Below are 19,824 nucleotides of genomic sequence, written 5' to 3' on the forward strand. Positions count from 1 at the left end.
CCAGATCATGCCTGCAAAATCCCCCCGCGCCTGGCAACGTATGCTTTCCGGGCGACGTCTTGATTTGCTGGATCCCACGCCAGTCGACATAGAAATCGAGGACATTGCGCATGGGCTGGCCTTTGTGGCGCGCTGGAACGGACAGACGCGAGGCGATTTTGCCTATTCGGTGGCAGAGCACTCGCTGCTTGTTGAGGAACTGCACGGTCGCATGTTTCCCAAAGCCCCGATCAAGTGGAAACTCGCAGCCCTCCTGCATGACGCGCCAGAGTATGTGATCGGCGATATGATCTCCCCTGTCAAAGCCGCTGTTGGCCCGGGCTACGGGGAGCTTGATGACCGCCTGACTTCCGCGATCCACATCCGCTTTGGCCTGCCCGCTTCGCTTCCCAAGACTGTGAAAGCGCAAATCAAACGCGCGGACAAAGTCTCAGCATGGATGGAAGCAGTTCAGATCGCGGGGTTTTCCGAAGCCGAGGCGACAAAGTTCTTTGGCAGACCCAATCCAGACTTGATCGAAGGGCTTGATATCCATTTGCGCCCGCCTGTGGAGGTGCGCCGGGATTTTGTCAGTCGCCACGAAGCCTTGCTGAAGCTGTTGTAAAGTTAGCCGTCGTTTTGCGCAGCGGCGCGAGCCTGCCTGCGGGCGTGTCTTGCTGCGCGACGGGCGCGACGCTCCGCCCGTTCCTTTTCCTCGCGCGCCTTGCGAAACGCGGGGGACTCGACAAAGCGATCACTTTTAATGCCTTTGTCTTTGAGCACCTGATTGCGCGCGGCGTCATCCAGCACCGGCCAGTTTTTCCCACCCGAAATAAAGCCTGCCTCGTGGAGCGCCCGGCCGATAACAGAATGATCCAGTTCCCCAAAGCTCAGACGGCTGGAGCGTTGATTGTTCTTGGGCACCCATTCCGTGCGTAATGCACCAATCACCAAGGGGTCGCACTTGCAGAAGTAACGTACGTTGTCGGTCAACAGCGTATGCGCGGTGGATTTGCGCCGCAGAACCATCGCAACCTTCTGATCGGGCCGCCCCACCATTGCATAAAGATGCAGCGCGGAACCATCAGCCGCGATCACCTTGCGCGCCGCCTTGTAGCGCGCCAGCTGCTCCGACAGGGTATGTTCCTGTGGGTGGAAAATCTCGTAGCCCTCCGCCGCGAGGAAGGCTTCCATCTGCTCTTCGCCCAACAGCCCGCCCTTGCCGAGCCCCAGCTTGGAGCGTGAGATGTAGATCTTCTCCGGCCCCTCGGGTTTGATGTCGCGCGCAAAACGGGCATGGATCGCGTTGCGGTACTTGGGCGTTGCCTCGGTAATCCTCCCAAGGCCAAACCCCTGCCCGGGGATCACAAGTTCCTCAACCAGAGACGGATCCGCTGCAACGCGGATTGGCAGGTCCCTCTGCATGAGATCGACGAATTCGGCCTGAAACCCGCGCACCTGATCTCTGACGGCGGGGCGTTTTGGAATGAACAACACCCCATCCACCGGCGCATCCAGTTCTGACAGCGCCCAGAGACGGGCGGTGCTTTCGACCAGAAAGTGCCCGAAATGCGCCCATAGCACGCCACCCCACAGCCAACGTCCAGAGATTTTTTCCGCAAACTCCGAGGGTTTTGGAGGTTCTGTCGTGATGGGTCGATGCCTGCGCCACAAGGCACCCTCAGCACAATAGCTGCCGTCCTCGCGCAAAAGACCGGCGGCCTGCACGAGGTTGCTCTCGACCGGAGGCACCACCGTCACATTGCGCAGCACCGAGATGCTTTCCGACCAGCCGCCCTCCGGCGAGGGAGGCGTGGTCGGTGCCGGGTGTTCAGTTGCGCACATCCGGTGGCTTACCTTGGGCTGCGCTTGGCTAGGATGCGTTGCAGGGTCCGACGGTGCATATTCAAACGCCGCGCTGTTTCAGACACGTTCCGATCGCAGAGCTCATACACGCGCTGGATATGTTCCCAGCGGACACGATCAGCGCTCATCGGGTTTTCAGGGGGCGGGGGCAATGCGTCATCACCAGCCAGAAGAGCATTGGTAATGTCCGTCGCATCCGCGGGCTTCGACAGATAATCGGTCGCACCAATCTTGACTGCAGCAACAGCCGTTGCAATTGCGCCATACCCGGTCAGGACGACGATGCGGCTGTCGGGGCGTTTTTCCCGCAGGACTTCGACGACATCGAGCCCATTGCCATCCTCAAGCCGCAGATCCACAACCGCATATGCTGGCGGACGTGCCGAGACAATAGCCTGACCCGCAGCAACGCAATCGGCTGTCTCCACTGCAAAGCCGCGTTTCTCCATCGCTTTTGCAAGGCGGCGCAGAAACGGTTCATCGTCATCCACCAAGAGGAGCGAGGGATCAGGTCCGATCTCGGACTGAACTGCTTCGGCCATTCACTTTCCTTCCAGCGTCAAGCGCATTTGTGTTCAGAGATATACGCCCCGTGACGGAAACGTCAAACCTCTGCCAGATCTCAGCTGTTGTCGATAAAACAGGCGACACGGTCCGCCATCTGCTCTGGCGACACGTCCCGGCGGAAAAAGTCCACAAAACCGTGTTCGGGCAACACGAGGTAGGACATGGTGGTGTGATCTACGAGATAGTAGTCCTCGTCCCCTTCCTGCGCCTTGTAATAGGTCTTGTAAGCCTGGCTTGCGGCCTTGACCTGCTCGGGGGATCCGGTGAGACCGATCATCTTCTCATGCAGGTTAAAGGCAAAGTCACCGACCACTTCGGGGGTGTCGCGCTTGGGATCGATCGAAATGAACACCGGGGTCGTCGAATAGCCCCGATCCGCCAGTACATCCACAGCCTCGGCGTTACGCGCGGTGTCCAGCGGGCAAACATCAGGGCAGAACGTGTAGCCAAAATACAGAATCGAAGGCTCGGTGATCACATCCTTGTCGGTCACGGTCTCACCTTTGGCGTTCACCAGCTCAAACGGCCCCCCGATCGCCGCGCTGCCGCCTGCAACAGCACTGGCTCGGCACTGCGCAAATGCATCGTCAGATGCGCCGCCCCGCAGGGTCAAATACCAAACGCCGCCCAAAAGAGCCGCGACACTGGCAAACGCCAGAATTGCGATATTTCTCATCATGTCTCGTTTCCTCACAGACCTGAACGGGTCGAGGCACAGGGAAGTCGCACCTCTGTTGATCCCGGTTGGCGCTAGACCTATCAACAATTACCGGTGATGCAACGGGAGCAAACGTCACATGAGCGAGACCACCCTTGGGTTGATGAGCGGCCAGAAACGCAGCCATTGGGTGCGCCTGCGTACTCTGATCGTTTTGCGCTGGGTTGCAATCATTGGCCAGGCCACCGCAATTGGTGTTGCCCAGACCCAATATGACCTGCAGCTTTCGCTCTGGCCTTGCTATCTTGCAATCGGCGTTTCCGCCCTGGCCAACCTGGTGGCATGGATCGTTTTTCCTGAAAACAAGCGTCTGACGGAATTTCAAAACTTCCTGATGGTTCTCTTTGATCTGCTGCAGCTGTGCTTTCTGCTGTACATGACCGGAGGGCTCAACAATCCATTTGCCCTTCTGGTGCTGGGGCCTGTGACCGTTTCCGCCTCGGTGATGCGATTGCGCTCGACGCTGATTATCGGGACAAGCGCCGTCATTCTCGTGACGCTATTGGTTCCGTGGCATGTGCCGCTTCAAACAGCCGCAGGTGAAATCCTGAAGATGCCCGTGCTTTTTGTGTTTGGTCACTGGTGTGCTTTGGTCATCGCGATCCTGTTCATGGGGGCCTATTCCTATCGCATCAGTGCAGAAATTCGCTCCATGTCCGATGCGCTTGCCGCGACGCAGCTGGCACTCTCTCGCGAGCAGAAACTGACAGACCTCGGTGGAGTCGTTGCCGCCGCCGCGCATGAGTTGGGCACCCCTTTGGCCACTATTAAGCTAACGAGTTCAGAACTTATCGAAGAGCTGGACCAAAATCCGGAACTACAAGACGACGCGCGCCTCATCCGCGAACAGGCCGACCGCTGCCGCGATATCCTGCGCAGCATGGGACGGGCAGGCAAGGATGACCTGCACCTGCGCCAGACGCCTCTGTCAGCACTGGTACATGAAGCGGCCGAACCACATTTTGAGCGTGGCAAGGAAATCCGACTGAGCGAGCACCCCGCCGAGGGTGACGCTCTGAACCAGCCAAGTGTTCTGCGCAAACCCGAGATCATTCACGGGCTGCGCAACCTCGTACAAAACGCCGTTGATTTTGCGCAGTCAAAAGTCTGGATCGAACTGCACTGGAGCGCAGAGACCATCACCGTGCGGATCAGCGATGATGGCAACGGGTTCCCGGGACATTTGATCGGGCGTTTGGGGGACCCTTTCATGCGCCGCCGCGCCCCCCACGCAGAGCGCGGCAACCGCCCGGAGTACGAAGGCATGGGGCTTGGCCTGTTTATCGCCAAGACCCTGCTGGAGCGCACAGGGGCACGGCTGAAATTCCTGAACGGTCGTGATGTCGCCATGTCGCCGGACCTCTCGCCGGCACAAAGGGGCGCTCTGGTGATCGTGACATGGCCCCGGCGCAAGATCGATGCCGTAAGCGGTGACACCCCTGTGCCGACCGGAGAAAATATTCCGATACAGTTTTAACTATTCACTTTTGGGAAACCAGTTAAACTTCACTTAACCATTGTCATGGAAACTCAACGCAAGGAGAAATAGCGAGGCTGTGTCCATGCAAGAATTGATGTCCGTCGAGTGGTTCATTCTGGTGACCCTCTGCATCGCCAGCGCAGCGGTTGCGGTCTGGTTTCTGAACCCCAAGGCCGAGGCCAAGGGGATGGAGCACGAATTGCTGATCGCCGATGGCCGCACGGATGCGGTTTTCCTATTTGACGACCAGACGCTGATTGCCTGGTCATCGGGCGCGCGCAAGTTCCTCGATGACAATGCCGAAGATTTCAGTTGGGGCAAGCTGCGGGACAAGCTGTCGCGCTCCTACCCGGGCCTACCGCAGTCACCCGGTTTCCTGCGCGATGTCGGCTCCCTGACACTATCTGGCACTGCAGAGGCAGACAACCGCGAGGCCCATTGCGAATGGATCGACGGCGTTACCCGTATTCAGCTGCGCCGCGCCGCCTCGGACATCGGCCACGTCGGCGATGATCAGGAACTGACCACCCTGCGTGCAGCCGTGCATCAGGCCCCCTACCCCGTTTGGCTGCAATCCGATGATGCCCGCGTCACCTGGACCAACCTTGCCTACGATCGTCTGAACCAGAAAATCCGTGGCCGCGGCAATGATACCTCTGCACCTCTGTTTCCAAACCTCGACGCGCCGATGAACAGCGGTCGCGCGGAACGGATCTCCATCGAGCTGCCGGAAACCGACAAGAAGCTCTGGTATAATGTCTCCACCACCGAGACCGAAGCCGGTTGGCTCTGTCATGCCATGGACGTCAACGCCGTGGTGGATGCTGAGATCGCGCAACGCAACTTTGTGCAGACGCTGGCAAAAACCTTTGCGCAGCTTTCCATCGGCCTTGCGATCTTTGACCGCAACCGCCAACTGGTCCTGTTCAACCCCGTCTTGATCGACCTCACCGCCCTGCCGGCGAGTTTTCTGAGCTCGCGCCCCAACATGATGTCCTTCTTTGACCGCCTGCGCGACCAACGCATGATGCCGGAACCAAAGAACTACTCGAGCTGGCGTCACCAGATGGCGGATCTCCTGGAGGCTGCCGCCGAGGGCCGCTATCAGGAAACATGGTCTTTGCCCTCCGGGTCGGTCTATTCGGTCTCTGGCCGTCCACATCCTGATGGGGCCATCGCCTTTCTGTTTGAAGACATCACCGCCGAAATCACTCTGACCCGTCAGTTCCGCTCTGAACTGGAGTTAGGCCAGTCGATCCTCGATCATATCGACGACGCCTTTGCGGTCTTCGGCGCCGACGGTAGCATGGTCTATTCCAACACCGCCTACCACACGATGTGGAAAACCGACCCCGACGCAAGCTTTGCCAAAATCACCATCACCGATGCCTGCCGCACCTGGCAGGAGCTCTCGGGACCAACCCCAACCTGGGGTGAAGTGCGCGACTTTGTAGCCGGTGGCACCAGTGATCGTTCTGATTGGTGGTCTCGCGTGGACATGCGCAACGGTGAGCAGTTGCTCTGCCGCGTGCAGTCGCTCCAGAACGGCTCCGTTATGGTCCGTTTCCAGCAGATCGACCTGCCGCTGGCGCCGCCAGAACAAGAGCGTTTCGCCGTCCTCAAGGATAGCTGAACCCGCTTGCGGAGCCTCGCGCTGAACGTCATTGTGGCGCCATGACACAACGCTCTGCGACTTTCAGGCTGCCCAGCAGCGACGCAACCACAGAATTGGCTCGACACATCGCCCGGATCCTCGTTCCGGGCGATGTTGTCTTGCTCCAGGGCCCAATCGGCGCCGGAAAAACGCATTTCGCCCGCAGCCTGATCCAATCTCTGATGGAGGTGCCAGAAGACGTCCCCTCCCCTACGTTCACGCTGGTGCAAGTCTACAATGTCGCCACAGGAGAGCTTTGGCATGCCGATCTCTACCGGCTCTCGCATGTAGATGAGGTCGAGGAGCTAGGGCTTTTGGCGGCATTTGAGGACGCGATCTGCCTGATTGAATGGCCCGAGAAACTCGAAGATCTGCGCCCCGCGTCAGCACTGACAATGGAGCTCTCTTTAGACGAGGACCATGACGACGCCCGGATGGCCGAACTCATGTGGACTGACGCCTCTTGGGACGCGCGACTGGAAGGAATTGCGCCATGACATCTCGCGAGGACGAAATCAGAGATTTTCTGGCCACCCATGGCTATGCGGACTGGAACCGCACCCCACTGGCCGGAGATGCCTCCAGCCGTCGCTACCAGCGGCTGCGCTCTCCAACTGGGGCCAAGGCGGTCTTGATGGACTGGTCCCCAGAGGAAGGCGGCGACACGCAACCGTTTGTGGATCTCGCCCAATACCTGCGCAATCTCGATATCTCCGCTCCAGAGATTTATGCCGAGGAACACGCGAGGGGCTTGCTGTTGATTGAGGACCTGGGCGACGCCTTGTTTACGGAGGTCATTAACAACGACCCGGCGCAGGAAATGCCGCTCTATCGCGCTGCTGTAGATCTGCTGATACATCTGCACGACGCGCAAACTCCGGAGCTGGCGCGACTTGACCCAGAGACCCTGAGCGAGATGACCCGCCTTGCTTTCAGCGAGTATCGCTATGCAATCCTCGGAGATGCGGCAGAAGACAATCGGAAGCGATTTGAACACCGGTTTGCGCAAATCCTGAGCGCGCAACTTGAGGGCGACATGGTCTTTGTCCACCGCGACTTTCACGCCCAAAACCTGCTGTGGTTGCCGGAGCGCGAAGGCCTCGCTCGCGTCGGAGTGATCGATTTCCAGGATGCCAAACTCGGCCACCGTGCCTATGATCTCGTCTCACTTTTGCAGGATGCGCGCCGCGATGTTCCTGCCCAAGTCGAAGCACAGATGATAGACCACTATATTCAAGCCACAGGCGTCGATGAGAGCCATTTTCGCAGCGCCTACGCGGTCATCGCAGTGCAGAGGAACATGCGCATTCTCGGGATTTTTGCGCGGCTATCGCAACGCTTTGGCAAGCGTCACTACATCGAGTTCGTGCCCCGGGTCTGGGCGCATTTTGAACGCGGGTTGGCCCACCCTGCCCTTGCGAGCGCGGCAGAAGAGATCCTGAATGCCCTGCCCGCACCGGCGCCCGAGGTCCTAGAAAGGCTCCGCGCATGACCGCTCCCAATGTCGTTATGATCTTTGCCGCCGGTTTTGGGACCCGCATGGGGGCGCTTACGGCCGATAAGCCCAAGCCTATGATCGACCTTTGCGGACGCCCGCTGATAGATCATGCGCTGACACTGGCACACGCGCTCAATCCCGAACGGGTGGTAATCAACACGCATTACAAGGCTGAGGTTCTCGAGCGTCACCTTGAGGGCCGTGATGTGCTCATCAGTCATGAGGACAAGGAGATTCTCGACACTGGAGGCGGGCTCAAACTGGCGCGCGCGCTGCTTGATGCCTCCGTCAGCTATACGTTGAACCCGGATGTCGCATGGCGCGGACCAAACCCGCTCAGCGTGCTCCGCGACGCATGGCGCCCGGCAGACATGGATGCACTGTTGCTGTGTGTGCCGACCGCGCGTGCCGTTGGACGCTTGGGTTCGGGTGATTTTTCAACAGACTCGCGGGGTTGTATCCGACGCGGCGGAGATATGGTCTATACCGGTGCACAGATCATATCGCTCGACACATTGGATCGGGTGTCAGAAAGCGCCTTTTCTCTCAATGCGATATGGGATCAGCTGATTCCAGAGGGCCGAGCAACCGCCGTGGAATATCCGGGCCACTGGTGTGACGTTGGCCGCCCTGAAGGGCTCAAGTTGGCTGAAGAAATGATTGCAGAATAAGATGTTTGATCCGTCTCAAACCAAACCCAGGCTGTTTGCGGTCCCTTGTGGTGTAGATTTCCCACGCGCACTTTATGACGGACTCACTGCCCGTTTTGCCGATGCCCTCCCGGAAGAGTTGGCACGGGTCGAGTTGATCCTCAACACGGAACGCATGCAACGCCGCGTGCGGCAGTTGTTTGACGCAGGACCAGCGCGTCTCTTGCCTCGCATCTCGCTCCTGTCGGGATTGAACAAAGAAGCAAATCTACGTGGCCTGCCACCTGCACTGCCTCCGCTGCGCCGCCGTCTGGAGCTTTCGCAGTTGATCGCAAAGCTACTGGATGCGCAGCCCGATTTGGCTGCTCGCGCCTCGCTTTACGATCTTTCCGACAGCCTGGCCGAATTGATCGACGAGATGCAGAGTGAAGGCGTGAGCACCGATCAGATCCGCGCGCTTGATGTGTCTGATATGTCCGGGCACTGGAAACGGGCGCAGGACTTCATCGGCATCGCGGATCAATTTGTGGACATGCACGAAGGTGCGCTCGACGTGAATGCCCGGCAGCGGCAGGTTGTGATGGATCTGATCGCAGAATGGGAACAGACGCCACCAACGCATCCCATCATTTTGGCAGGCTCAACCGGGTCTCGGGGCACGACGCTTCTTCTGATGGAGGCGATTGCTCGCCTACCACAGGGCGCGGTCGTCTTGCCGGGATTTGATTTTGACCAGCCAGAACCCGTCTGGGAGAGCCTGACAGATGGGTTGGTTGCGGAAGATCATCCGCAATACCGGTTTCACAAACTGATGCGCGACCTTGATCTACGCCCCTCGGATATTTGCCGCTGGGTTGATACAACGCCCCAATCTCCTGCTCGCAATCGGTTGATTTCTCTCGCACTTCGCCCAGCTCCGGTGACGGATGCCTGGATGAGTGAAGGCCCCTACCTCAAAGATCTGGACCAAGCCACAGAGGCGCTGACGCTGGTGGAGGCCGCAAATCCCCGAAGCGAAGCCTTGGCTATCGCTTTGCGCCTGCGTCAGGCAGCCGAGGACGGTCAGACCGCAGCCCTGATCACGCCCGACCGCATGCTGACACGCCAGGTCTCTGCCGCGCTGGATCGCTGGGACATTCTGCCAGACGATTCTGCGGGATTGCCGCTTCAATTGTCGCCCCCTGGACGGTTTCTGCGACATGTGGCCGATCTGTTTTGTCGCCCTCTTCAGGCCGATATGTTGCTCACGCTTCTCAAGCATCCGCTCACCCATTCCGGCGCGGAGCGAGGTCTGCATTTGCTGCACACCCGTGATCTGGAGCTCCATATGCGCCGCAACGGACCGCCCTTCCCGGACTGCGAGAGCCTCAGTGCCTTTGGGAGCACGCGCGATTTGCAGCCGGGTTGGTCAGATTGGCTAGCGCAGAGCTTTGCCGGTCGAGATCGGACGGGCACGCGCGCCCTGAGTGACTGGGTGTCAGATTTGCGTGAGACCGCCGAAGGGATCGCAGCAGGATCGCAGGTCGGCGGCACGGGCGAGCTCTGGGACAAAAAAGCAGGGAACGCAGCGCGCGACGTTCTTGAGGAATTGCAGGCACAATCACCTCACGGTGGCGACATGACCGCGCGCGATTTTGCAGACCTCCTGGGCGCACTCTTGTCGCAGGGCGAGGTGCGGGATCGCGATGCGCCATATGGATCCATTATGATCTGGGGCACGCTCGAGGCCCGCGTGCAAGGCGCCGATCTTGTTATCCTCGGTGGTCTCAACGAGGGGAGCTGGCCAGAAGCCGCGCGTCCTGATCCCTGGCTCAATCGTAAATTGCGCCACGAGGCAGGCCTTTTGCTGCCAGAGCGGCGCATTGGCCTATCCGCACATGATTTTCAGCAGGCTGTCGCAGCGCCCGAAGTCTGGCTCACGCGTGCTGTCCGCTCCGAAGAGGCCGACACGGTCCCGTCGCGCTGGCTCAACCGTATGACTAACCTTCTGGGAGGTCTACCGGATCAGGGCGGACAAGCCGCGCTGTCGGCCATGCGAATGCGCGGCCAGGTCTGGCTGGATTGGGCAAGCGTTCTTGATGCGCCAGTGCCAACCCCTCTGAGCCCACGCCCCTCGCCGCGCCCGCCAGTTGCAGCACGGCCCCGTAGATTGACGGTGACAGAAATTCCAAAACTGATCCGTGATCCTTATGCGATCTACGCCAAACATGTACTGCGCCTGAAACCCGTGGATCCGCTGCTGCAGGAACCTGATGCACTGCTGCGCGGCACAATCATCCACAAGGTTTTGGAAGACTTTATAAAATCCGCTCAAGAGCAGCCGGAAAATCTCTCGGCCCGTCACTTCATCGACCACGCTCGACGCGTCCTCGAAACCGAGGTGCCCTGGCCCGTTGCGCGCACGCTTTGGCTAACCCGCCTAAAGAAAGTGGCCGAAGATTTTGTCACCGGTGAACGACAACGTCAGTCGCGGGCGCGCCCATCAGGGTTTGAGAAATCTGGCCAGGTCCGTCTTGATCCACTTGATTTCGAAATCGCGGCCAAGGCGGACCGGATCGATGTGGACGAGCGTGGCTTGCTCCATCTGTATGATTACAAGACGGGCGACCCGCCTTCGGAAAAACAGCAGAAATCCTTTGAAAAACAGCTTCTGATCGAGACCGCCATGGCCGAACAGGGCGCGTTTTCAGACTATGGTGCGGCGCGGGTGGAGCGTGCGCTCTATATCGGGTTAAAGCCTCCGGTGAAGGAGGTTGCCGCACCCATTCTGGACGAGCCACCCGCAAAGGTGTGGGCGGAGTTGCGCAGTCTGGTTGAGGCGTATTTCGACGCAGAGCAAGGCTTTAGCAGCCGCCGAATGGTACACCGGGATGATTTTGCCGGGGATTACGATCACCTTGCCCGCTATGGCGAATGGGATCGCAGTTCGGATCCGGTGCCGGAGGATTTGACATGAGCCGCAACGCCGCCTCAGAGGCACAGTTTCGCGCCGCCCGCCCAGATGCCTCTACTTGGCTTGCCGCCAATGCCGGCTCGGGCAAGACCAAGGTGCTCACGGATCGCGTCGCGCGGCTGTTGCTGCGCGGCGTTGAGCCGCAGCATATTCTCTGCCTGACCTATACCAAGGCGGCGGCGAGCGAGATGCAGAACCGCTTGTTTCAACGTCTTGGGGAATGGGCGATGCTGCCCGATGCCAAACTGCGCGCAGCATTGGTGGATCTCGGTGCTGAGGACGCAGCCATAGGCGATGGGCTGGCGCAGGCCAGAACCCTGTTTGCGCGCGCGATCGAGACTCCCGGTGGTCTCAAGATCCAGACCATTCACTCTTTTTGTTCATCACTCCTGCGCCGTTTCCCGCTTGAGGCCGGTGTCAGCCCACAGTTTACCGAAATGGAAGACCGCGCGGCCGCCATGCTGCGCGCCGAGATCGCAGAGGATATGGCGCAAGGCCCGGACGCACATGTTGTAGAAGCGGCCTCCTTCCATATCGGTGGCCTGGATTTTGAGACCCTGACGGCCGAGATCTGCCGCCGCCAAGCCGGGTTCGACCCGGCGCTGGACCACAACAGACTGGGTGAGGTTTTTGATCTTCCAGCCGGGTATGACCGTAGCGCGCTGCAAGCCGAGGTTTTCCTAGGCAATGAGGAAGAGATCCTGTCGCGTACCATCGAGATGCTGAAATCGGGCGGAGCGACGGACACCAAGAACGCTGACAAACTTGCCCGGATCACTGCGGTCACCCCGGATGTGCTCCCCCTTCTGGAAGATGTGTTCCTTACCGGCAAAAGCGCCAAAGATCCCTTCAGCGCCAAGATAGGCAGCTTTCCCACCAAGAAACTGCGCGAAAGCAACGGTGTCCTGATGGATCAGCTTGAGCCTTTCATGGCGCGGGTCGAAGCTGCCCGCCCCAAGCGGCTCGCACTGGATGCGATGGAAAAATCCATCGTTCTGCATGATTTTGCCCGGGTTTTTCTGCCCGAATACGAGCGACGCAAACAGCTGCGTGGTTGGTTGGACTTTGATGACCTGATCGTCAAAGCCCGAAATCTTTTGAATGATCCCGCGGTTGCAGCCTGGGTGCTCTATCGTCTGGATGGCGGCATCGACCACATCCTTGTGGACGAAGCGCAGGACACAAGCCCAGTGCAGTGGGATGTGGTTGAAAAGCTCGCACAGGAGTTCACCGCAGGTGAAGGCGCGCGCGCCGATGTGGAGCGCACGATCTTTGTGGTCGGTGACAAGAAACAGTCGATTTATTCCTTTCAGGGCGCCGACCCGGACGCCTTTGACCGCATGCAGGCGGAGTTTGGGAACAGGCTCAAGGACACCGGCGAAGGTTTGCAAAACGCCAGCCTCGCATTTTCCTTTCGATCCTCGGCGGCAATTCTTGGCCTTGTGGATGTCGTCTTTGACGGAGAACACCGTGCGGGGTTTGCCGACGATGCCAAGCATCAGGCATTCAAGTCCGATTTGCCGGGGCGTGTCGATCTGTGGCCTTTGGTGGAAAAAACCGATGACGAAGAAGAGCGCGATTGGACCGATCCCGTTGATCGTCCCAGCCCTCGCCACCATTCCGTAATCCTTGCAGAGCGGATTGCCAATCACATCAAAGAGATGATTGCGCAAGGTGTGACGATCCCCGAAGACGGCCCCGAGCGTGGTACGTTTCAGCGCCGCCCCGTGCATGCAGGCGATTTCCTGATCCTTGTGCAGCGACGTTCGGATCTCTTTTCCGAGATCATTCGCGCCTGCAAGGCCGCGGGCCTGCCGATTGCGGGCGCGGACCGCCTGAAGGTGGGCGCGGAACTGGCGGTCAAAGACATTGCAGCGCTATTGCGGTTTCTCGCATTGCCCGAGGACTCCCTGTCGCTTGCCGAGGCCCTGAAATCCCCGATCTTCGGCTGGAGCGAGCAGCAGCTCTTTGACCTCGCACATCGGCGGAGTGAAATGCACCTCTGGCCTGCGCTGCGAGCACGTTCCGAGGAATTTCCCCAGACCATGGAAATCCTCAATGATCTACGCCGCCAGGCAGACTTTCTTAGGCCCTATGATCTTATTGAGCGCATCCTGACCCGTCATCTGGGGCGCGCCAAGATCCTTGGCCGCCTTGGAACGGAGGCCGAAGACGGGATCAACGCGCTGTTGTCGCAGGCCTTGGCCTATGAACGGACCGAAGTGCCAAGCCTCACCGGGTTCCTTGTCTGGATGCAGACCGATGATCTTGAGATCAAACGACAAATGGGGGCCGCAAGTTCGATGATCCGTGTAATGTCGGTGCATGGATCCAAAGGGTTGGAAGCACCGATTGTGATCCTGCCTGATACCACCAAACGCCGTCCGTCCCCCGCAGCCGAGGTGATGGAGGTCGACGGCACCCCTCTCTGGCGTATGAGCAGCGATCAGATGCCCCCCGCCATGGATGCCGCACGCGTCTTTGCACAGGAAAAGCAGGCCAACGAGCGTCTCCGCCTCTTGTATGTGGCGCTGACGCGCGCGGAAAAATGGCTCATCGTGGCTGGGGCTGGTGATCTCGATAAGGGGGGTGACAGCTGGTACCAGCGGGTTGAGGCCGCCATGAAAACCATGGGAGCCCTGCCCTATGACGCGCCCGGCGGAGAAGGCTTACGCTGGGCTCATGGCGACTGGGAAGCCCCCGTCTTTGTGCCATCGGATTTGACCGAAGAAGACGAAATCACGTTGCCAGAGGTCTTTCGTCGCGCCGCCCCTGCCTATGTCGCGCCAGCGGCCACCCTGCGTCCCTCGGAGGATCTGGGCGGTGCAAAGGCTCTGCCTGGCGACAGCGGCCTGAGCGAAGAGGACGCCAAAGCGCGGGGCACTGCATTGCACCTCTTGCTGGAGCATCTGCCCAAGCTTCCAGAAGAGGACTGGGACAACCGCGCCGAAGCCATTGCGCAGCATGAGGATTGGAAGGCCCTCTTGGCAGAGGCCCGCCAGGTGCTTTGCTCAGATGACTGCGCAGATATCTTTGCCCCCGGTACGCTCGCAGAGGTGCCGGTCTCTGCCGATCTGGGCACAGTTCGGCTGCACGGTATCATTGACAGGCTGGTAATTACCCCGGATCGCGTGCTTGCGGTCGATTTCAAGTCAAACGCCGTGGTCCCGCAAAGCGCCGAAGCCTGTCCAGAAGGTCTGCTGCGTCAGATGGGTGCCTATGATGTCGCCCTGCGCCAGATCTATCCAGATCGCCAGATCGAGACTGCAATCCTCTGGACGCGCACGGCGACGCTCATGTCACTACCGGTCACCTTGATTACACAGGCCCGTGAACGGGCGGGTTTCCAGCGACTGGAACCTTGACGCCATGTCTGAGCGTCCATAGGTTTCGCTCCAGTTGCCAATCTTCTCAGGAGACATATCCATGTCCACCGTAGCCGTTACCGACGCCACCTTCGACGCCGAAGTCAAGAATTCCGATGTCCCCGTTGTGGTGGACTTCTGGGCCGAATGGTGTGGCCCGTGCAAACAGATCGGCCCCGCTCTGGAAGAGCTGGCAGCCGAGTATGGCGACAAGGTAAAAATCGCCAAGGTTGATGTCGACAGCAACCCGAATGCCGCTGCTGCCATGGGTGTGCGCGGCATTCCAGCTCTGTTCGTGTTCAAGGATGGTCAGGTGGTTTCCAACCGCGCCGGCGCCGCTCCCAAGGCCGCGCTCAAGAGCTGGATCGACGAATCCATCTGATCTGAGACCCAGATAAACATAGAAAAGGCGCGTCCCTCGGGAGGCGCCTTTTTTCATGAGAATGTGGAGAGCCACCCCACAAAAGGAAAAGCCGCCCTGCGTCAGGACGGCTCTTACTTCACCAGATATGTCATCGAGCGTTACAGTGCTGCGATGTCGGCACGGGTCAGGCCGATGTCTTCCAGTTGCGCGTCGCTCAGCTGCGACAGAGCTTTGCGGGTAATGCGGGCTTCGTTCCAGTCAGCAAAGTTGCTGCGCAGGTTGAAGAAGAAATCGACTGCGCGCAGAACTGCGACAGAGCCGGCCGGTGCAATGATGTTGCTTGCGTTTGCCATGATCGTGTTCCTTGATAGATCCAGCCGACTTCATGTCGGTTGTTGATGCGTATTTAGGTTTGCTTTCTGAGTCTCACAATTGCCCATTTTTCAGCCCCGTATTGCATCCAGCGCATAGCAATTAGGCAGAATTTAAACTTTGCCTCGCGTCCTCCCCGAGGGATCATCCCCGACCCTGCCCTTGTGCCGCGTGGGGGATACTTCCATATAGGTCAGCAAAGAAACGGAGGCTTTTATGGCAGAGGATCAATTCCCCGGCTGGCATGGCACAACCATCATCGGGGTGCGCAAAGGGGACGAGGTAGTCGTCGCAGGGGACGGTCAAGTCTCGCTCGGTCAGACCGTGATCAAGGGCAGTGCCCGCAAGGTGCGCCGCCTGTCGCCCGGCGGATATGACGTGGTGGCAGGCTTTGCCGGATCGACGGCGGATGCCTTCACCCTCCTTGAGCGGCTCGAAGCCAAACTGGAGGCAACGCCAGGACAGCTTCAGCGCGCGAGTGTCGAGCTCGCCAAGGACTGGCGCACCGACAAATACCTGCAAAAACTAGAGGCAATGCTGATCGTCACCGATGGCAAGGATCTCTATGTCATCACCGGCGCTGGCGATGTGTTGGAACCAGAACATGATGTGGCCGCCATCGGGTCTGGCGGCAACTTTGCCCTGGCAGCGGCGCGCGGCATGATGGACAGCGACCGCGACGCAGAAACAGTGGCCCGTGACGCAATGGCGATCGCCTCTGACATCTGCGTCTACACCAACGGCAACCTCACGGTGGAGCGCATCGGCAAATGATATCGCGCGATGACCTCAGGGCCGCGGTCGGGTCTGGCCTTCTGACCGAAGCACAGGCCGCGTCCTTGTCGGCCCTCGCGGACAGCCGCCGCGGCGCGCGCGAGGGTCTGGCACCCGGCGATGAACCTTTTGAGTTGTTCAAGGGTTTCAACGAGATTTTCATAGTCATCGGCCTTGTGATCCTCGCGATGGGCTGGATTGCAGTCAATACCGCCTCGATGTTCACCGAGATCGTCAATTACCGCACGCAGGCCACCACAGCTGCGCTTTTTGGCGCGGCAATCCTTTGGGGCCTGTCCGAATATTTTATCCGCCGTCGTCGCATGGTAGCGCCTGCCATTGCCCTATCGGTCATGTTTGCCGGTAATGCCGCAATGGGCTTTGTCGCTCAGTATGCACAGCCCTTCATGATCGCCCAGCAAGACTACTCTTCGCTGCCAATGGCACTCGGGCTGTCAACACTTGCGCTGTTTGTATTCTGGGGGCGCTTCCGCGTGCCATTTGCCATGGCGCTGATTGCGCTCGGTCTCTTTGCCGTAGCGCTGATCGTTGCGGCAGATCAATCCGGTGTGCCAACAGAACTCGGTGATCTCTTCCTTCTGAGCGCCAATGGTCCTTTTGCCTGGATTACGCTTGTGGTTGGTCTGTTGGTCTTTGCCGTCGCCATGGCCTTCGACCTGAGCGATCCTCATCGCGTGACACGGCGCTCAGCACAGGGGTTCTGGCTACATGTGGTTGCGGCTCCCGCGCTAGTGAACACAATCGCCCTGTCGCTGCTCACATCCGATCAGGGCGTGCTACTGGCACTGGTTCTTGGCTGCTTTGCGCTCATTGCCATCGTCATTGACAGGCGATCGTTCCTGATCACCGCAATCGGCTATATCGTGGCGCTGAGTACAACGGTTTTCGACAGCGAGGGCACCGGGATCAGCATCCTGGCGCTTGGCGTGGTTCTGGTGATCCTTGGCGCCTTCTGGGCCCGGATCCGCGCCGCGCTGCTTTCACTCCTTTCTGGTGTGCTGCCGCTTCATCGGCTGCCACCTTCTCACTGACCTCAAGGGATAGACATGACAGATCTGACCCCCCGCGAAATCGTTTCTGAACTCGACCGGTTCATCATTGGCCAAAAGGATGCCAAACGCGCTGTCGCTGTAGCGTTGCGCAATCGCTGGCGCCGCAAACAGCTACCGGATGACCTGCGCGACGAAGTGCATCCAAAGAACATCCTGATGATCGGCCCCACTGGCGTCGGCAAGACCGAAATTTCGCGCCGCTTGGCGAAGCTGGCGCGCGCGCCTTTCATCAAGGTCGAAGCTACCAAATTCACCGAGGTTGGCTATGTCGGCCGCGACGTGGAACAAATCGTGCGTGATCTTGTGGATACCGCAATCGTGCAAACCCGCGAGCACATGCGAGAGGACGTCAAAGCCAAGGCGCATAAAGCCGCCGAGGACCGTGTGCTCGAAGCGATCGCCGGAACCGATGCCCGCGAGAGCACGCTCGAGATGTTCCGCAAAAAGCTCAAGGCAGGTGAGCTTGATGACACGGTGATCGAGTTGGACATCGCCGATACCTCCAACCCCATGGGCGGTATGTTTGAAATTCCGGGTCAGCCAGGTGCAAACATGGGGATGATGAACCTCGGTGATCTCTTCGGAAAAGCCATGGGCGGGCGTACCACACGCAAAAAGCTCACCGTTGCAGAGAGCTATGACGTGTTGATCGGGGAAGAAGCGGACAAGCTTCTGGATGATGAAACCGTAAACAAGGCTGCATTGGAAGCAGTAGAGCAGAACGGGATCGTGTTCCTTGATGAGATCGACAAGGTCTGCGCCCGTTCCGATGCGCGTGGTGGCGACGTCAGCCGTGAGGGCGTGCAGCGGGACTTGCTGCCGCTGATCGAAGGCACCACTGTCAGCACCAAACATGGCCCAGTCAAAACCGACCATATCCTGTTCATAGCGTCCGGTGCGTTCCACATCGCCAAGCCTTCTGATCTCCTGCCCGAGCTGCAAGGACGTTTGCCGATCCGCGTAAACCTGCGCGCCCTCAGTGAAGAGGATTTTGTGCGCATCCTGACCGAAACCGACAATGCGCTGACACGCCAGTACGAGGCGCTCTTGGGCACAGAAAAAGTCAAAGTGACCTTCACCAAGGACGGGATCCACGCCCTTGCGCAGATTGCCGCCGAAGTGAACCACACGGTGGAGAACATCGGCGCGCGGCGTCTCTACACGGTAATGGAGCGGGTCTTTGAGGAGATGTCCTTTGCTGCGCCGGATCGATCCGGTGAAGAGATCATCGTAGATGAGCCCTTTGTGACCAAGAATTTGGGCGAATTGACCAAATCCACCGATCTCAGCCGCTACGTGCTCTGAAATCGGAACGCGTATATCTATGCCTTGCCCGACAACACCGCCGGGCAAGGCTCATCCGAGGCGCAAAAAAGGGGCCAACATGAAGAACGCCATGCTGGTGCTCTGCGTCTTTCTGGGGCTTTCGGCCTGTGCAGATCGCGACCTCATGCCAATTGTGCCGGAGGCCGTTGAAATCGGCACACCCTATACCGTGTTCTCCACCACCACCCGCGCACAAGAAGCGGATGGCACCTATGGTTTTAGGCGCTCCGAGCAGCTGCGGATGATGGAAATGACCGTGACCATCCCGCCAAATCACAGCCCGGGAGAGCTCTCCTATCGCTACAAGAACCCGGACCCACACAAGAATTTTGCAATTGCCGAAGAGCTACCGGTCGCGAGTGTCAGTGACCTTCGGGCCCGGTTTCTGCGCGAGCAGCGGGAAAACAACTGGCCTCTGCGCGAGGTGACAATCTTTGTGCATGGCTATAACAGCACGCACCCGGAAACCGCCTATCGCTCGGCGCAAATGGCGCATGACGTAGAACTTCCCGGATCCCTGGTGATGTATTCATGGCCCAGCCGTGGACGTGCTTTCGGCTATGCCTATGACATCGACAGCATGCTCTTTGCCCGCGACGGGCTTGAGGAGACCGTGCGGCGCGTCAAACAGGCGGGGGCAGAGCGCATCATTCTGGTAGCGCATTCCATGGGAACCGCGCTTGCGATGGAGATGTTGCGCCAGGCCGATCTGCGAAATCCCGGCTGGGCGGCCCGCACGCTCAACGGTGGGGTCATCCTGATCTCACCCGATCTCGATGTGGATGTATTTGAGAGCCAGATGATGGATCTCAAACAGGTTCCGCAGCCATTTGGTGTGATGGTCTCGGAGAAAGATCATATCCTCAATATTTCCGGTCGACTGCGTGGCACAAGCGAGGGGGAGCGTCTTGGAAATATCAAATCAGCAGAGCGGCTGATGAAATGGCCCATTGAGGTGATCGACCTGACAGCATTTAATGCGGATGCAGCCTCTGGGCATTTTGTGGCGGCGACATCGCCTAGTTTGCTGGCGGTCATACGATCCGCCAGCAACGTCAGTCGCCTGTTCGGCCCAGTTGATCCGACGCTGTTTCAACAGATCCTACCGCAGTCTCAAACCATCGTAACCGACCATGGGAAACTCATGCTCGCCAGGCAGCAACGGCAGGAAGAGCGCTGAGGACA

General features: G+C 59.1%; 17 protein-coding genes. 13 read left to right on the forward strand and 4 right to left on the reverse strand.

Annotated elements, in window-relative coordinates; all coding sequences use genetic code 11:
• The first annotated feature begins 7 nt into the window (after positions 1-7).
• Positions 8-604, forward strand: a complete 597-nt coding sequence (locus TM1040_RS18640) for an HD domain-containing protein (RefSeq protein WP_044027301.1) — start codon at positions 8-10, stop codon at positions 602-604.
• 2 nt (positions 605-606) lie between these two features.
• Here the strand turns inward: TM1040_RS18640 and TM1040_RS18645 are convergent, their stop codons facing one another.
• The 3 genes from TM1040_RS18645 to TM1040_RS18655 form a co-directional block, all read right to left on the reverse strand.
• Positions 607-1,824 carry a glycosyltransferase family 61 protein gene (locus TM1040_RS18645; protein WP_011540151.1) on the reverse strand — a complete coding sequence of 406 codons (1,218 nt, stop codon included), beginning with the start codon at positions 1,822-1,824 and terminating at the stop codon, positions 607-609.
• An 8-nt stretch (positions 1,825-1,832) separates the two neighbouring features.
• Positions 1,833-2,387 (reverse strand): ActR/PrrA/RegA family redox response regulator transcription factor, encoded by a 555-nt coding sequence (locus tag TM1040_RS18650; protein WP_011540152.1) that lies wholly within the window; start codon positions 2,385-2,387, stop codon positions 1,833-1,835.
• Between the two features lie 80 nt (positions 2,388-2,467).
• The gene (locus TM1040_RS18655) at positions 2,468-3,091 is read right to left on the reverse strand and encodes an SCO family protein (RefSeq protein WP_011540153.1); all 624 of its coding nucleotides are present in this window, start codon (positions 3,089-3,091) and stop codon (positions 2,468-2,470) included.
• Between the two features lie 118 nt (positions 3,092-3,209).
• Between TM1040_RS18655 and regB the strand changes: the two genes are divergently transcribed.
• From regB to trxA, 8 genes are all read left to right on the forward strand, one after another.
• Positions 3,210-4,607 carry a sensor histidine kinase RegB gene (gene regB / locus TM1040_RS18660; RefSeq protein WP_011540154.1) on the forward strand — a complete coding sequence of 466 codons (1,398 nt, stop codon included), beginning with the start codon at positions 3,210-3,212 and terminating at the stop codon, positions 4,605-4,607.
• 85 nt (positions 4,608-4,692) lie between these two features.
• Positions 4,693-6,243 carry a PAS-domain containing protein gene (locus TM1040_RS18665; protein ID WP_011540155.1) on the forward strand — a complete coding sequence of 517 codons (1,551 nt, stop codon included), beginning with the start codon at positions 4,693-4,695 and terminating at the stop codon, positions 6,241-6,243.
• 41 nt (positions 6,244-6,284) lie between these two features.
• The gene (gene tsaE / locus TM1040_RS18670) at positions 6,285-6,761 is read left to right on the forward strand and encodes a tRNA (adenosine(37)-N6)-threonylcarbamoyltransferase complex ATPase subunit type 1 TsaE (protein WP_011540156.1); all 477 of its coding nucleotides are present in this window, start codon (positions 6,285-6,287) and stop codon (positions 6,759-6,761) included.
• On the forward strand, positions 6,758-7,756 hold the full coding sequence (locus tag TM1040_RS18675; RefSeq protein ID WP_011540157.1) for an aminoglycoside phosphotransferase family protein: 999 nt from the start codon (positions 6,758-6,760) through the stop codon (positions 7,754-7,756). Before tsaE ends, TM1040_RS18675 begins: the two co-directional genes overlap by 4 nt.
• Positions 7,753-8,433 (forward strand): nucleotidyltransferase family protein, encoded by a 681-nt coding sequence (locus TM1040_RS18680; protein ID WP_011540158.1) that lies wholly within the window; start codon positions 7,753-7,755, stop codon positions 8,431-8,433. The genes TM1040_RS18675 and TM1040_RS18680 overlap by 4 nt, the downstream gene beginning before the upstream one ends.
• Before the next feature lies 1 nt (position 8,434).
• Positions 8,435-11,368, forward strand: coding sequence for a double-strand break repair protein AddB (gene addB / locus TM1040_RS18685; RefSeq protein ID WP_011540159.1), 2,934 nt, complete (start codon positions 8,435-8,437; stop codon positions 11,366-11,368).
• Positions 11,365-14,730, forward strand: coding sequence for a double-strand break repair helicase AddA (gene addA, locus TM1040_RS18690; RefSeq protein ID WP_011540160.1), 3,366 nt, complete (start codon positions 11,365-11,367; stop codon positions 14,728-14,730). Before addB ends, addA begins: the two co-directional genes overlap by 4 nt.
• Before the next feature lie 61 nt (positions 14,731-14,791).
• On the forward strand, positions 14,792-15,112 hold the full coding sequence (gene trxA, locus TM1040_RS18695; RefSeq protein WP_005616100.1) for a thioredoxin: 321 nt from the start codon (positions 14,792-14,794) through the stop codon (positions 15,110-15,112).
• Between the two features lie 140 nt (positions 15,113-15,252).
• Here trxA and TM1040_RS18700 read toward each other — a convergent pair whose 3' ends face one another.
• On the reverse strand, positions 15,253-15,447 hold the full coding sequence (locus TM1040_RS18700; protein ID WP_011540161.1) for a DUF1127 domain-containing protein: 195 nt from the start codon (positions 15,445-15,447) through the stop codon (positions 15,253-15,255).
• A 235-nt stretch (positions 15,448-15,682) separates the two neighbouring features.
• On the opposite strand from TM1040_RS18700, the gene hslV reads away from it, so the two are divergent.
• From hslV to TM1040_RS18720, 4 genes are all read left to right on the forward strand, one after another.
• Entirely contained in the window at positions 15,683-16,240 is a 558-nt protein-coding gene (hslV, locus tag TM1040_RS18705; protein ID WP_011540162.1) for an ATP-dependent protease subunit HslV, read from the forward strand.
• Positions 16,237-17,292 carry a membrane protein gene (locus tag TM1040_RS18710; RefSeq protein WP_011540163.1) on the forward strand — a complete coding sequence of 352 codons (1,056 nt, stop codon included), beginning with the start codon at positions 16,237-16,239 and terminating at the stop codon, positions 17,290-17,292. Before hslV ends, TM1040_RS18710 begins: the two co-directional genes overlap by 4 nt.
• Before the next feature lie 15 nt (positions 17,293-17,307).
• Positions 17,308-18,618: an ATP-dependent protease ATPase subunit HslU gene (gene hslU / locus TM1040_RS18715; RefSeq protein WP_011540164.1), complete on the forward strand. Its 1,311-nt coding sequence runs from the start codon at positions 17,308-17,310 to the stop codon at positions 18,616-18,618.
• A 79-nt stretch (positions 18,619-18,697) separates the two neighbouring features.
• Positions 18,698-19,819 carry an alpha/beta hydrolase gene (locus TM1040_RS18720; RefSeq protein WP_011540165.1) on the forward strand — a complete coding sequence of 374 codons (1,122 nt, stop codon included), beginning with the start codon at positions 18,698-18,700 and terminating at the stop codon, positions 19,817-19,819.
• Positions 19,820-19,824: the final 5 nt, after the last annotated feature.

The organism is Ruegeria sp. TM1040 (assembly GCF_000014065.1).
Taxonomy (GTDB): domain Bacteria; phylum Pseudomonadota; class Alphaproteobacteria; order Rhodobacterales; family Rhodobacteraceae; genus Epibacterium.

What these genes read in the sequence shown, in the direction of transcription:
- trxA (WP_005616100.1), top strand. Translation starts at nt 14,792, where the DNA reads ATGTCCACCGTAGCCGTTACCGACGCCACCTTCGACGCCGAAGTCAAG.
- TM1040_RS18640 (WP_044027301.1), top strand. Translation starts at nt 8, where the DNA reads ATGCCTGCAAAATCCCCCCGCGCCTGGCAACGTATGCTTTCCGGGCGA.
- addB (WP_011540159.1), top strand. Translation starts at nt 8,435, where the DNA reads ATGTTTGATCCGTCTCAAACCAAACCCAGGCTGTTTGCGGTCCCTTGT.
- tsaE (WP_011540156.1), top strand. Translation starts at nt 6,285, where the DNA reads ATGACACAACGCTCTGCGACTTTCAGGCTGCCCAGCAGCGACGCAACC.
- TM1040_RS18665 (WP_011540155.1), top strand. Translation starts at nt 4,693, where the DNA reads ATGCAAGAATTGATGTCCGTCGAGTGGTTCATTCTGGTGACCCTCTGC.
- TM1040_RS18720 (WP_011540165.1), top strand. Translation starts at nt 18,698, where the DNA reads ATGAAGAACGCCATGCTGGTGCTCTGCGTCTTTCTGGGGCTTTCGGCC.
- hslV (WP_011540162.1), top strand. Translation starts at nt 15,683, where the DNA reads ATGGCAGAGGATCAATTCCCCGGCTGGCATGGCACAACCATCATCGGG.
- TM1040_RS18710 (WP_011540163.1), top strand. Translation starts at nt 16,237, where the DNA reads ATGATATCGCGCGATGACCTCAGGGCCGCGGTCGGGTCTGGCCTTCTG.
- TM1040_RS18655 (WP_011540153.1), bottom strand. Translation starts at nt 3,091, where the DNA reads ATGATGAGAAATATCGCAATTCTGGCGTTTGCCAGTGTCGCGGCTCTT.
- TM1040_RS18700 (WP_011540161.1), bottom strand. Translation starts at nt 15,447, where the DNA reads ATGGCAAACGCAAGCAACATCATTGCACCGGCCGGCTCTGTCGCAGTT.
- TM1040_RS18680 (WP_011540158.1), top strand. Translation starts at nt 7,753, where the DNA reads ATGACCGCTCCCAATGTCGTTATGATCTTTGCCGCCGGTTTTGGGACC.
- TM1040_RS18645 (WP_011540151.1), bottom strand. Translation starts at nt 1,824, where the DNA reads ATGTGCGCAACTGAACACCCGGCACCGACCACGCCTCCCTCGCCGGAG.
- TM1040_RS18675 (WP_011540157.1), top strand. Translation starts at nt 6,758, where the DNA reads ATGACATCTCGCGAGGACGAAATCAGAGATTTTCTGGCCACCCATGGC.
- TM1040_RS18650 (WP_011540152.1), bottom strand. Translation starts at nt 2,387, where the DNA reads ATGGCCGAAGCAGTTCAGTCCGAGATCGGACCTGATCCCTCGCTCCTC.
- addA (WP_011540160.1), top strand. Translation starts at nt 11,365, where the DNA reads ATGAGCCGCAACGCCGCCTCAGAGGCACAGTTTCGCGCCGCCCGCCCA.
- hslU (WP_011540164.1), top strand. Translation starts at nt 17,308, where the DNA reads ATGACAGATCTGACCCCCCGCGAAATCGTTTCTGAACTCGACCGGTTC.
- regB (WP_011540154.1), top strand. Translation starts at nt 3,210, where the DNA reads ATGAGCGAGACCACCCTTGGGTTGATGAGCGGCCAGAAACGCAGCCAT.